The following is a 12,179-nucleotide window of genomic DNA, read 5'->3' on the forward strand; positions in this document are numbered from 1 at the left end:
TTCACTCCGCTCATAACAACATCAACAAACAACCATCAGGACAATGCTATGAAACTTGGACGCCGTCAGTTCCTTTCGGCATCGGCCGCCCTGGCCGCTGTTGGCACATCGCCCCAGCTTTTTGCTATGCAGAGCTCACCAGGCTCCACCCCGGAACGCTACCCAATTGATGCCTGGAAAGTCGAAGATTCCCGCTTTAGTGATTACATGATTTTTAACACTCCTCTAGAGCGCCACTGGAGTGGAGGACTGTGGACAGAGGGGCCAGCATGGAACGCCGTAGGTCGTTATGTCGTGTTCAGCGACATACCCCGTGCCAAGCAGATGCGCTGGGACGAATCCACTGGTGAAGTCAGCATTTTGAGAGACAATGTCGGGTACTCTAACGGCAATACTTTCGACCACCAGGGTCGGCTAATTGCTTGCGAACACTACCCCTCACGCGTTTTGCGCTACGAGTGGGACGGCAGCACAACGGTGCTCGCCGACCGCTATCAGGGCAAACCGCTCAATGCCCCCAATGACGTGGTGGCACTGCCCTCTGGAGGAGTGATCTTCACCGATCCAGGCTATGGAGCTCACTTCGATTACGAGGGCAAAAAACGAGACCTGGAGCTAGAAACGGCCATCTATTACGTCGATGACAGCCTGGATGAGCCCATCATGCTGACCGACGATATTTATAAGCCAAACGGTATTGTATTAACGCCGGATGGCGAGGGATTCTACGCCAGTGACAGTGCCCCCACCCATTTCGACGAACCCGCGCGAATTATTCGCTGGTCGCTGGGGGATGAGGGGCGCAGTGTCAGCGATCGGCAAGTTATCGTGACCAGCGAAGACACGATTTTCGACGGTATGGCCTGCGACGAGGATGGCAATATCTGGTCAAGTGCCAATGGTGGCGAAGGTATCGACGGAGTAGTGGTCTTTTCACCGGAAGGCACCCTGCTGGGCCGAGTATTGCTACCCGAAGTCTGCTCAAACGTGTGTTTTGCGGGCAAGGGCCGCAATCGGCTATTTATGACGGCCAGTCAATCTGTCTACACCATTTACACGGCAGCGCGAGGAGCGTAGTAAGGCGATAATCCCAGCCTCCATATCCCAACCCAAAAAGCCTCGCTGGTTATGTCCAGCGAGGCTTTTACCATGACTAACTCGTATATGGCTTGGCTAGTGAGCCCATTAACTGGCCAGTTTAGCCGCCGTTTTCGCGACCAGCTCGCCCTGGAAACGGGCAATTTTCAGTTCCCGCTCGTCCGGCTGGCGCGAACCATCGCCACCGGCCAGCGTTGCGGCGCCGTATGGTGTACCACCGCTTACCTTAGAAATATCAAACTGCTCTTCTAGGCCGTAACCAATCGGCACAATGATCATACCGTGGTGGGCGAGCGTGGTCCAGGTAGAGGTAATGGTCATTTCATCGCCCCCGCCCGTACCGGTAGAGGTGAACACGCTGGCGACTTTGCCACGCAGTGCGCCATTCGCCCATAGACCACCGGTTTGATCCAGGAAAGTACGCATTTGGCCGGCCATATTACCGAAGCGGGTCGGAGTGCCGAAGATAATCGCATCATAATCGGCAAGCTCTTGAGGCGTCGCTTCCAGCGTATCGTAATCCTGCTTACCGCCTGCATTCTTGAATGCTTCGTCAGGCATGGTTTCCGGCACGCGCTTGACGGTGACCTCTACGCCGCTTACCCCTTTTGCACCTTCTGCCACGGCCTTGGCCAGCGTATCGATATGACCATACATGGAATAATAGAGTACCAGTACCTTCGTCATTACTATCTCCTTCACTTAGACCTTCATTAATGAGTCGCGCAATGGGCCTCGCCCAAAAGGTAATACAAACAACATAGCGCACTTAAACGTAGAAAAAAGCGAATGTTTTCGTCCGTGGGCGTCGATTTCATCGACGCACGCCACCTTGCACTTTACGCCAACCACCACTAACTTTTGACGTGCCTACATCAAACGTATCCAAGGAGTCTGGAATGACGATTTTTGAAGCCCTGCGCCAGGATCACGACATTCAGCGCGATCTGCTCGCCCGCTTAGTTGAAACACATGGAGATAGCGACGAGCGCGATAACCTATACCAGCAGGTGCGTGCCGAATTGCGCTATCACGCCGCCGCCGAAGAGCGGGCGCTCTATATCCCGATGATGTCGATTGACCTGACCCAGGAAAAAGCCCGCCATAGCGTTGCTGAACATCATGAAATTGATGAGCTTTTAGAACTGCTCGATGAAACTGACTACAGCGCAACTCATTGGCTCACCCACGCCAAACAGCTCCAGGATTTAGTCACCCATCACCTCGATGAAGAGGAGCAAGAGGTTTTCCAATTGGCTGGCCGGGGCCTGCAAGATAAACAGAAGACGTCTCTCGCTGGGGAGTACCAAGAAGAGATGCAGCGTCAGCGTTCAGCGTAACTGGATGAACAAATTGAAAAACGCTCATGCACACCATGGGCGTTTTTTGTTGTTAGCGATTAAAGAAAGCTACTTGTCAGTTCCCGCTTGTCTCATGATTACGCTTTTTCACGAATACGCTAGGCTTTTACACGCGAACGACCTGCAGGCTTGTGGCATACGCCCAGCATGGTAAACCTAGGCTCGCTTTTATACTGACAACGATACTCAAAACAGTTAACTGAGGAGCGACAATGCTAGGCCAATGGCTCGACTGGTCGCTTGATGGGCAACTCCCCACCACCAGCCAAGGCGTCTTCGCCAGCGGCACTTACCATTTGCATGCGCCTGGCATTTTGGAACTCTCTCCCAACACGGCTAGGGAGGGCGCTCACGCGTGCATCTTTTCAGCGGCCATCCACGGCAATGAGACTGCGCCGGTTGAATTGATAGGAGAGTGGTTAAGCGGCGTAGAAGCAGGCAGCATATCGCTTGCCGCGCCCGTGCTGGTGATTTTAGGCAACCTGCCCGCGCTTAAGGCGCAGCAGCGTTTTCTGACCACCAATTTAAACCGGCTATTTAGCCGTGAACTCACCGCCAAGGGGGAGGAACCAGATCGCGCCAGGGAATTAATGGCCGCGGTGGATGGTTTTTATGCCCGCCATTCCGGGCGACCCAAACTGCACTACGACCTACATACCGCCATTCGGGATAGCCGCTACCCCCGTTTCGTCGTGGAACCCTTTGCCGAATCTTCCACCGCTGCCGAGCAGTGGGGCTGGTTAGCGGCGGCGGATATGCAGGCGGTGCTACATCAACACCAGCACAGTTGGACGTTCTCCCACTACAGCAAGCACTATCATGGCGCTCAGGCATTTACCTTTGAGCTAGGGCGGGTAGCGCCTTTTGGCCACAACGATATGGCATCATTGCAACCGATGCGCACACTACTCACCGCGCTGAGTGAAGGACATACGCCGCCGAATCAGCCCACCACGCAAATGCAGTTTTTCCAGGTTCAACACGAGTTAATGCGTCACTCGGAGGAGTTTACACTCTGCTTTGCCGAGGACACGGCCAACTTCAGCTGCTTTGAGCCGGGTACACTGCTGGCCCAAGACGCTAAGGCGGGTGAATTCCGGGTAGGCGATACTCCCCTCTATGTGGTGTTTCCCAATGCCCAGGTAGAAGTGGGCGCCCGCGCCGCGCTGTTGGTGGCGCCTATCGTTTAATCCCCCAAGCCGGAACTACTTTAATTAAGACAATAATAATGGTGAGGCGATAAATGGGCTGTCGATGTCGATTCGACTATCGTCGAGTGCATAATGTTATAAGGAAAGCGCGCATAATGCGCCCAGCCTGATAGAATCGCCCCTTTTTTCGCGCCAGCCGCATCAAACCCATATGTTGCTGCGGCAACTCTGTACTGGAGCCAATGATATGGCCGCTACGCCTACTCCCCTTGAAGTGCGTAATATTAAAAAACGCTTTGGCGATACGGAAGTTCTGAAAGGTCTTTCACTACAAGCCCAAAAGGGCGATGTGATTACCCTGATTGGTGCCTCTGGGTCGGGTAAAAGTACTTTTTTGCGCTGTATGAACTTACTGGAACAGCCCGATGAGGGCGACCTCATTGTTCATGGCGAACCTATTCGCTTTAAAACCACTAAGCACGGCCGTGAACCCGCCGATTGGAAACAGGTGGTACAGATGCGTGCCAAGCTCTCCATGGTGTTCCAGAGCTTTAACTTGTGGGCGCATATGACGCTGTTGGAGAACATCATCGAAGCGCCGATACATGTGCTGAAAAAACCTAAAAAGAGGCCTTGGAACAGGCTCACGCCTTGCTCGATCGGGTGGGCTTAACCGCCCGCGCAAACGCCTACCCTGCACAAATGTCCGGCGGCCAGCAGCAGCGCGGTGCGATCGCTCGCGCACTGGCGATGGATCCAGAAGTAATGCTGTTTGACGAGCCCACCTCTGCCCTTGACCCTGAACTGGTGGGTGATGTGTTGAAAGTCATGCACGGCCTCGCTGAAGAGGGCCGCACCATGGTGGTGGTGACGCACGAGATGGGATTTGCCCGGGATGTCTCCAGCCAAGTGATTTACCTTCACCAAGGTCTGGTGGAAGAAGCCGGCCCCCCAGCGCAAGTGCTAGAAAACCCGCAATCACCGCGTCTGCAGCAGTTCCTGGCACCTAAATACTGATCCGCGAGGCTCACCATGATTGATTTGCAAGGTTATGGTCCCCGGCTGATCGAGGGGGCAGGCGTCACCATCCAATTAGCGGTGCTGTCGCTGATTTTAGCGATTATTTTGGGGCTACTGACCGCCAGTGCAAAGATGTCGCGCAACTGGTTTTTAAGACGCACGGCAACGGTTTACACCACACTTATTCGCGGCGTACCCGATCTTGTCTTGATGATGCTGCTGTTTTTGGCGGCCAGATTGGCGTTAACGCCATCAGCGATATTCTCTATTACGATTACGGCATCGATATATACATTAATTTCAATGCCTTCGCGGCAGGCGTCATTACCATTGGGTTTATCTTCGGCGCTTATATGGGCGAGACCTTCAGGGGCGCCTTTATGGCGGTGGATAGCGGCCAGATTGAAGCCGGTAAAGCCTATGGCATGAGCGATGGTCTGGTGTTTCGACGCATTCGCTTTCCGCAAATGATGCGCCACGCGCTGCCGGGGTTATCTAATAACTGGATGGTACTGCTCAAAACCACCGCACTGGTGTCGGTCATTGGCTTAACCGATATGGTGCGTGTGGCCGCGGAAGCCTCCCGGGCGACCCACGAGCCGTTTACCTTTTTGCTACCCGTCGCCATAGCGTACCTGCTCATCGCCAGCGTGTCTGAATGGATTTTCGCGCGCCTGCAGAAACACTACGACATCGGCTTTGGAGGTCAGTGATATGCTCGATATTTCCACCTGGTTCAATGACCTTCTCGCTGGCAACACCATCTTCACCGCCAATACAATGGGATACTACTGGGAAGGCTTGGTCACGACCACGCAACTGGTATTTTTATCGCTTGTGGCAGGGTTAATTCTGGCCGTACCGCTGGCCATTATGCGCAGCTCCAAGCATAGATGGATTAGTCTGCCGGTTTATCTGTATACCTATGTATTTCGTGGCACACCGCTGTTGATTCAGCTCTATATCATCTACTACGGCGTGGTCTTTGTTGACGGTATCCAAGAGAGTTTTTTGTGGCCAGTGCTGCGTGAAGCCTTCTATCCAGCGCTGATTGCCTTCACGCTGAATACCGCCGCCTACACCACCGAGATTTTTCGCGGCGCCATCAAATCCACGGCTAAAGGCGAGATTGAGGCCGCCCGCGCCTATGGCATGTCGCAGAGCCTGATGATGCGCCGCATCATCTTACCCAGCGCCTTTCGTCGCGCCCTGCCCGCCTACGGTAACGAAGTGATTTTTATGCTTCACGCCAGCGCTATTGCCAGCGTGGTGACGCTGATGGATCTCACCGGTGCCGCTCGCTTTGTCTACGCCCGCTACTACGCGCCGTTCGAAGCGTTTCTGTTCGTGGCTGCGATTTATCTATGCTTAACCTTCGCGATTTTGTTCTTCTTCCGCTATTTAGAGAAAAAGCTACTCGCACACCTGCGGCCGCAAGATGCTTAATCATGGAAAAGCGGTCGATGATGGAAAAACGGTGCAACCATCAAACAAACGTTGGTTCACAAGCCAACGCCCCCTTTTCGTCAACGCCAACCTGGGTTAGTTTAATTGTCGGCTAACAACTATTTGTCAGTTAAAAACGGGGCTCTCTTTCAAGTGAACCCGCTTTCTACGGAGTAATAAGATGAAAAAACTACTATCCCTTTCACTGCTAGGCTTGGCAGTAGCCGCCGCTTCCTCGGCACAGGCGCGTGATTACGAAAACGTGCGCATTGGCGTTGACGTTCCTTACGAGCCTATGGAGTTCCGCACCGCTGAAGGAGAACTCACTGGTTTTGACATCGACCTGGGTAACGAGCTGTGTGACCGTATGGGCGTTACCTGCGAGTGGATCGAGCAGGAGTGGGACGGCATCATTCCCGGCCTAATGTCACGCAACTACGACGCCATCATGTCGTCAATGACCATTAACGACGAGCGTCGCGAGCAAGTGCTGTTCTCTGACCCCTACATCACTATGCCCTCAGCATGGTTTGCTGCCAGCGACCTGGGCATCAGCGAAGCCACTGAAGAGACGCTGGAAGGCATGACCATCGGCGTTCAGCGTGGCACCCTGCAGGACAACTACGTCACCGATAATTTTAGTGACGTGGCCGAGATTAGCCGCTACTCCACTGCCGACGATATGGTGCTGGATATGGAAGCTGAGCGTCTGGACATCGTATTCCTCGACTTCCCGATTGGCCAATCCACGCTGCTGGAAAGCGAAGATGCTGAGTACGTGGTGATTGGCGAGCGCATCAGTGAGCCTAAAGAGTACTTCGGTGACGGTTTTGGCATCGCCTTCCGTCAGCGCGATGAAGCGCTCGCCGAGAAGTTCAACGAAGCCCTGGCTGAAGTGCAAGAAGATGGCACTTACGACGAAATCTATACCCGTTATTTTGGTGAAGCCGAGTAATCCTCACAGCAAGCTTGAATGGCTGTCACAACAACCATCACCCCGGCAAATGCCGGGGTGATGCGTTTCTGTCAAACGTAGCCAATTCAGTGAACTAGGTAAAGCGACCTCTGTCTGTGTATCATTGCGCATGTTCAACACGGAGGTTTTATGGCTCACTCGACTAGCCCGCATGCAGGCACGCTCCCTCGCCCTTCTTCCCATTGGACCGGCTGGGGGCAGTGGCTGGCACTGATCACCATGACCGTGGATCACCTCACGCGCTATGTGCTGCCCGGGGACTGGGATTTAAGCTGGGCGGGATCTTCCATTGGCCGTATCGCCTTTCCGCTGTTTGCCGCCATGGTGGCCTGGCACGGGCTGTTTAATACCCGCAACCCGCTACGCTACTCACGACGAATTTTGGTTATCGGCTTGGTCGCCCAACTTCCCTATATGATGATGCCCCGTGCATCAGACGCCTTTATCCTCAACGTCTGCTTTACCCTGGCCAGTGGTTTAGCCCTAGGCACCTTAGTGCGTCAAGGCTGGCAACACTACCAGCAGCAAACGTTAGGTTTACCCTGGCTGTTAGCAGGCGCGGCGGTAGGCGTTACCGTTTGGTACTTGCTCGGATTCTGGGTGGAATACGGGCACAACGGGCTGCTGCTGATTCCGCTGTTAATGTTCGCCATGCACGCCTTGAGCCAGGCAGAGAGCCACTTTCAGGCGCGCTTATGGGCAGGCTTAGCGGCCTTTCCAGTACTCTGGATAGCCGGGCAGATGAATGCCTCTGATATGGCCAAGTCGTTTACCGTAGGCACGTGTGTCATCGTGCTGTTGCTTGCCGCAGGCGTAGCGCAACGAATCCCACCTGTCCGTTTGGTTATGCCACGCCGTTTATGGCTGGCCTGGTACCCCGGCCACTTTGCATTAATCGCCTTATGGCTACTGCTCATCGGTCAGTTGGCTTAACTAGCCGTCTCAATCTGAAAAACAACTGAGCGTAAAAAGCCGCCCGAATAATAAGCGGCTTCAGTAGCTACTGCTTAATGGAAAAGCTTAAGGCTGGAGTTGGCGCCTCCGGTAGTAACGCGCTGCAGGCGTTCACTTTTTCCAGTAGTTCGGCATGATTAGGCGCGAGGATATTCACGTGGGCGAGCTTGCGGCCGGCGCGCTCAGCTTTGTCATAGCGATGCAGATGTGTATTAGCAAGCGCCAGAATCGCTGCGTTGTCGCCTTCACGACCAATCACGTTAATCATGCAGGTAGGCGCAATCGCCTGGGTATCGCCTAAGGGTAAGCCCTGTATCGCCCGCAGGTGGTTTTCAAACTGGCTGGTCACTGCGCCGTCCATCGTCCAGTGGCCGGAGTTATGCACCCGGGGGGCCATTTCATTGGCCAGCAGACTGCCATCGCGGGTTTGAAACAGCTCTAGCGCCAGCACACCCACGTAATCCAGCTCATCCAACAGCGCCCGAATATAGCCATCAGCGGTCTGCTGAACGCTGGCATCCAGGTCAGGCAGTGGTGCCACGGAGTAGCGGAGAATGCCATCCACATGCTGGTTTTCGGCCATGGGATAGAACACCACCTCACCATCGCGACCGCGCACGGCAATCATCGAGACTTCACGCACGAAGTCGACGAATGCTTCAACGACCAACTGTGAATGACCGATAGCGCTCCACGCCTCGAAAGCCTGCTCTGGCTGTTTTAATACCGCCTGTCCCTTGCCGTCGTAACCTTCAGTGACCGACTTAGCCACCACCGGGCAACCCAATTCACGGGCGGCCGCTTCGAGCTGCTCGGCGCTCTCGACCACCCGGTAAGCGGGTGTGGGGATGCCTAAACGATCAAACAGCGTCTTCTCCTCGACCCGGTTCTGGCACACTTCAATGGCGCGGCTGCTGGGATAGACCGGTTTGTGTTGTTCAATTTCACGCACCAGTTGAACAGGAAGGTGTTCAAACTCGTAAGTCACCACATCAACCTTGGCCAAAAACTCAGCCAAGTGCTGGTTGTCAGGATCGACAATCACTTCCCCGATACCTGCACTGGGGTGACCGGTGGTATCCAGAAAGGTAAAACGATTCCCCAGCGGATAACCTGCCAGCGCCAACATACGCCCTAATTGGCCTGCGCCAAGTACGCCGATGTTTTTTGCAACGTCGGTTTTGACGACGGCGCTCTTTGCAATACCAGAGTTCATGGACAGGCTCCTTATTCCGCTTCCGGCTCGGGGCGCGGATCAGGGTTATCGAGGACTTTTTGTGTCTGCTCTGCGCGAAACGCTTCAACCGCGCTGCGTACGGACGCATCCTGTAGTCCAACAATCTGCGCCGCCAGCAATCCCGCATTGGTGGCGCCCGCTTTGCCAATCGCCAGGGTGCCCACCGCGATGCCGCCGGGCATCTGGGCAATGGAGAGCAGTGAATCCAAGCCTTTAAGGGCTTTCGACTCCACCGGCACACCCAGCACAGGTAGCGGTGTTTGCGAGGCCACCATACCTGGCAGGTGCGCAGCACCGCCCGCACCCGCGACAATGACCTGTAAGCCACGCTCAGCAGCACTCTTGGCATAATCGAACAGCAGGTCAGGCGTGCGGTGCGCCGAGACCACACGGGTTTCATAAGCCACGCCCAAACGCTCCAGCATGGAGACCGCATGCTCCATGACCGGCCAATCAGACTTGGATCCCATGATCACGCCCACCTTGGGTGCGCTGTTCGACGACATGCAAAACTCCTCGGCCCAACGGCCTAAAAAAAGCGAAACCGAATTAAAAAAACAGCGTGCGCTGCATCAGGCACACATCAAAATTGGAAGGCGGATAGTCTACCAGAGCCACGGCGTTTGCGGGCTTTGTCGAGGTCGTGAAATTTTCATCAAAATAGGCATTGAAATACGCACCAGTTGGCGGCATTGTGTGATTGTCATTTCAGACTGATGGAGCCACATGAGCACGGCACGCGCAACTGCCACTGCGGAACAGCTTGATCCTCCGCGAAGCAGCCCTGACCTCGACGTCAGGGAACTTGAAAAACGTACGCGATTAATGCGTATCATCACGCGTCTGATCGCCGTATCAGACCTAGGAAGCCGAGAAATTGCCCGCCGGGCAGGACTTCCCGTTCAAAAAATTAGCGACTTGCTCGCCGGAAGGCTAGAGCACCTGGGGGTAGATGAACTTCACGCCCTGCGTCGCACCTTAGAGCTGGAGGCGCCATAGCCGAGAGCCAATCAACGCCTCGCTTAAGCGAGGCGTTTTATCTTTCGATAACCGTTAATCTTCGCGCTGCTCTAACGCCTCTGCAGCCTGAATAGCCTCCTTTTTGGAGGTATGTTCGGAAACGACGACTTCGTTTTCGGGCACTGTCTCATCAATCACCAGCCACCCTGTGACAGTCTCTTTTAGATCGTCGGCATCAATAACGGGGTCGATACGAGCTTGTCTAGACATTGCAGACTCCTTGTCAATGTTGCAGCAAAGCGATGTAGTTGGTTAAAACTGCATATTACTGGGCTCTTCCATTACCTCTTCCCCAGCCGGGGGACGATTAAGTTCATTGCAGGCGCACCCCTCATGAATACACTCCCTTCCTGCAGGGTGGCCAGCGGCACATGCAGTACAGCAATAGGTGCGCCCTTCACTGATAGCCGCATGCTCGCTGGAGACCTGATGCTCACAGCCCGTACAAGCACACACTCCCATGTCAGTCATAGTGACGTCTCCCAAGTTTGCCATTAATTGCACCTTTACCAGCGTAGAAGATAACCACTGAGTAGGTAAAACTTGAGACGCACGCGATACAAGCGTTAGGTTATTAACCATCATGCCTGCAGTTTGAAGCATCGACATCTACTGAAGAGGAATAAATACCCCTGCAACCGCCAATAGGGCCACCACTACCCAAGCGGGCAACTTCCATACGGTTAATAGCAAGAAACCGGTAAGCGCCAGGGCAAACTCTTCCGCACCAATGATCGCGCTCGTCCATACCGGCTGGTAAAGCGCTGCACCTAAAATGCCCACCACTGCGGCATTGGCACCGCGCATTAGCGCCTGGGCACTGCCCCACTGACGAAATTGGTTCCAGAAAGGCAGCACGCCCACCAATAACAAAAAGCCAGGAATGAAGATGGCCAATAGCGCTAGCAAAACACTAACTAAACCATTAACCCCAGGCAGCAGCGCGCCTAAATAAGCCGCAAAGGTAAACAGCGGCCCCGGTACCGCCTGGGCGGCACCGTAACCAGCCAAAAACTCATCCGGCGTCACCCAGCCCGATTGCACCACTTCCGCTTCCAACAGCGGCAGCACCACGTGCCCGCCGCCAAACACTAATGCACCTGAACGATAAAACGCATCGGCGATATCCAGCCACGCAGCCATTCCCGCCAATAGCGGCAGCAGAATCAATAGCCCTGCGAACATTCCCAGCGCCACCATGCCTGCCTTCCGCGTTACCGGAAAATGCAGCGATTCACTTGCTGTGACAGCAGAACTTTCGCGACACAGCGCTAGCCCGACCAAGCCCCCCAAGATAATCGCCGCGACCTGGCCCAGCGGGCCGCTGACCAATACCACTGTAAACACCGCCGCAAGCGCGATTCCCGTGCGGGTTTTATCCGGGCAGAGATTGCGCGCCATCCCCCACACCGCATGGGCTACAATCGCCACCGCCACCACTTTTAAGCCGTGGATAATGCCACTGGCAACGGGGCCATCCAGCACCGCCGCGCCAAACGCAAACAGCACCAGGATAATTGCCGAGGGCAGTGTAAACGCTAGCCACGCCATGGCAGCTCCCCAAGGCCCCGCACGCAGTAAGCCCAGGGCAAAGCCCACCTGACTGCTGGCTGGCCCCGGCAAGAACTGACACAGCGCCACTAGATCTGCGTAGGCCTGCTCAGAGAGCCACTGGCGGCGCTCCACAAAGGCCGTGCGAAAATACCCCAGGTGCGCTACCGGACCGCCAAAGGACGTTAAGCCGAGTGCTAAAAATACCCAAAACACCTCACCTATACGCCCGCGTACCTGCGATTGCTCCACCATTTCGGCCACCTGTTATCCCAATAAAAAAGCGCAAGGCTCTTATAGTAAGCCTTGCGCTTTAATTGTTTATGACAGCATGTTCATGACGATACGTTCATAGCGGCAACACG

General features: G+C 54.7%; 13 protein-coding genes and 2 pseudogenes. 9 read left to right on the forward strand and 6 right to left on the reverse strand.

What is annotated here, in order from left to right; genetic code table 11:
* Window positions 1-48: 48 nt before the first annotated feature.
* A complete protein-coding gene (locus tag OM794_RS14590; RefSeq protein WP_226247060.1) occupies window positions 49-1,077 on the forward strand; it encodes an SMP-30/gluconolactonase/LRE family protein in 1,029 nt (342 codons plus the stop codon).
* Window positions 1,078-1,185: 108 nt separating this feature from the next.
* Here the strand turns inward: OM794_RS14590 and wrbA are convergent, their stop codons facing one another.
* On the reverse strand, window positions 1,186-1,785 hold the full coding sequence (gene wrbA, locus OM794_RS14595; RefSeq protein WP_226247061.1) for an NAD(P)H:quinone oxidoreductase: 600 nt from the start codon (window positions 1,783-1,785) through the stop codon (window positions 1,186-1,188).
* 212 nt (window positions 1,786-1,997) lie between these two features.
* Between wrbA and OM794_RS14600 the strand changes: the two genes are divergently transcribed.
* From OM794_RS14600 to OM794_RS14630, 7 genes and pseudogenes are all read left to right on the forward strand, one after another.
* A complete protein-coding gene (locus tag OM794_RS14600) occupies window positions 1,998-2,438 on the forward strand; it encodes a hemerythrin domain-containing protein (RefSeq protein ID WP_226247062.1) in 441 nt (146 codons plus the stop codon).
* A gap of 233 nt (window positions 2,439-2,671) precedes the next feature.
* Entirely contained in the window at window positions 2,672-3,649 is a 978-nt protein-coding gene (locus tag OM794_RS14605) for a succinylglutamate desuccinylase (RefSeq protein WP_226247063.1), read from the forward strand.
* 208 nt (window positions 3,650-3,857) lie between these two features.
* A pseudogene (locus tag OM794_RS14610) lies at window positions 3,858-4,627 on the forward strand (ABC transporter ATP-binding protein).
* A 15-nt stretch (window positions 4,628-4,642) separates the two neighbouring features.
* Window positions 4,643-5,343, forward strand: a pseudogene (locus tag OM794_RS14615) (ABC transporter permease).
* Between the two features lies 1 nt (window position 5,344).
* Window positions 5,345-6,076, forward strand: coding sequence for an ABC transporter permease (locus tag OM794_RS14620; protein WP_226247065.1), 732 nt, complete (start codon window positions 5,345-5,347; stop codon window positions 6,074-6,076).
* 181 nt (window positions 6,077-6,257) lie between these two features.
* Complete coding sequence (locus tag OM794_RS14625) at window positions 6,258-7,031, forward strand: transporter substrate-binding domain-containing protein (RefSeq protein ID WP_226247066.1); 774 nt, start codon at window positions 6,258-6,260, stop codon at window positions 7,029-7,031.
* A gap of 150 nt (window positions 7,032-7,181) precedes the next feature.
* A complete protein-coding gene (locus OM794_RS14630; protein WP_226247067.1) occupies window positions 7,182-7,985 on the forward strand; it encodes a TraX family protein in 804 nt (267 codons plus the stop codon).
* Between the two features lie 67 nt (window positions 7,986-8,052).
* Here OM794_RS14630 and OM794_RS14635 read toward each other — a convergent pair whose 3' ends face one another.
* On the reverse strand, window positions 8,053-9,222 hold the full coding sequence (locus OM794_RS14635) for a 5-(carboxyamino)imidazole ribonucleotide synthase (RefSeq protein ID WP_265153835.1): 1,170 nt from the start codon (window positions 9,220-9,222) through the stop codon (window positions 8,053-8,055).
* 11 nt (window positions 9,223-9,233) lie between these two features.
* Window positions 9,234-9,749 (reverse strand): 5-(carboxyamino)imidazole ribonucleotide mutase, encoded by a 516-nt coding sequence (gene purE / locus OM794_RS14640; protein WP_226247068.1) that lies wholly within the window; start codon window positions 9,747-9,749, stop codon window positions 9,234-9,236.
* Window positions 9,750-9,969: 220 nt separating this feature from the next.
* Between purE and OM794_RS14645 the strand changes: the two genes are divergently transcribed.
* Window positions 9,970-10,242 carry an XRE family transcriptional regulator gene (locus OM794_RS14645; protein ID WP_008958942.1) on the forward strand — a complete coding sequence of 91 codons (273 nt, stop codon included), beginning with the start codon at window positions 9,970-9,972 and terminating at the stop codon, window positions 10,240-10,242.
* Window positions 10,243-10,296: 54 nt separating this feature from the next.
* Here the strand turns inward: OM794_RS14645 and OM794_RS14650 are convergent, their stop codons facing one another.
* The 3 genes from OM794_RS14650 to chrA are packed head-to-tail and all read right to left on the reverse strand — an operon-like array spanning window position 10,297 to window position 12,069.
* Window positions 10,297-10,473 (reverse strand): hypothetical protein, encoded by a 177-nt coding sequence (locus OM794_RS14650; RefSeq protein WP_226247069.1) that lies wholly within the window; start codon window positions 10,471-10,473, stop codon window positions 10,297-10,299.
* A 42-nt stretch (window positions 10,474-10,515) separates the two neighbouring features.
* Window positions 10,516-10,872, reverse strand: coding sequence for a hypothetical protein (locus tag OM794_RS23400; protein WP_413927722.1), 357 nt, complete (start codon window positions 10,870-10,872; stop codon window positions 10,516-10,518).
* Window positions 10,873-12,069, reverse strand: coding sequence for a chromate efflux transporter (gene chrA, locus OM794_RS14655; protein ID WP_226247071.1), 1,197 nt, complete (start codon window positions 12,067-12,069; stop codon window positions 10,873-10,875).
* Window positions 12,070-12,179: the final 110 nt, after the last annotated feature.

Source organism: Halomonas sp. BDJS001 (assembly GCF_026104355.1).
Taxonomy (GTDB): domain Bacteria; phylum Pseudomonadota; class Gammaproteobacteria; order Pseudomonadales; family Halomonadaceae; genus Vreelandella.

Coding starts and splice junctions, on each gene's coding strand:
- OM794_RS14635 (WP_265153835.1), bottom strand. CDS start 9,222: ATGAACTCTGGTATTGCAAAGAGCGCCGTCGTCAAAACCGACGTTGCA.
- wrbA (WP_226247061.1), bottom strand. CDS start 1,785: ATGACGAAGGTACTGGTACTCTATTATTCCATGTATGGTCATATCGAT.
- OM794_RS14625 (WP_226247066.1), top strand. CDS start 6,258: ATGAAAAAACTACTATCCCTTTCACTGCTAGGCTTGGCAGTAGCCGCC.
- purE (WP_226247068.1), bottom strand. CDS start 9,749: ATGTCGTCGAACAGCGCACCCAAGGTGGGCGTGATCATGGGATCCAAG.
- OM794_RS14650 (WP_226247069.1), bottom strand. CDS start 10,473: ATGTCTAGACAAGCTCGTATCGACCCCGTTATTGATGCCGACGATCTA.
- chrA (WP_226247071.1), bottom strand. CDS start 12,069: ATGGTGGAGCAATCGCAGGTACGCGGGCGTATAGGTGAGGTGTTTTGG.
- OM794_RS14645 (WP_008958942.1), top strand. CDS start 9,970: ATGAGCACGGCACGCGCAACTGCCACTGCGGAACAGCTTGATCCTCCG.
- OM794_RS14590 (WP_226247060.1), top strand. CDS start 49: ATGAAACTTGGACGCCGTCAGTTCCTTTCGGCATCGGCCGCCCTGGCC.
- OM794_RS14620 (WP_226247065.1), top strand. CDS start 5,345: ATGCTCGATATTTCCACCTGGTTCAATGACCTTCTCGCTGGCAACACC.
- OM794_RS23400 (WP_413927722.1), bottom strand. CDS start 10,872: ATGTCGATGCTTCAAACTGCAGGCATGATGGTTAATAACCTAACGCTT.
- OM794_RS14605 (WP_226247063.1), top strand. CDS start 2,672: ATGCTAGGCCAATGGCTCGACTGGTCGCTTGATGGGCAACTCCCCACC.
- OM794_RS14630 (WP_226247067.1), top strand. CDS start 7,182: ATGGCTCACTCGACTAGCCCGCATGCAGGCACGCTCCCTCGCCCTTCT.
- OM794_RS14600 (WP_226247062.1), top strand. CDS start 1,998: ATGACGATTTTTGAAGCCCTGCGCCAGGATCACGACATTCAGCGCGAT.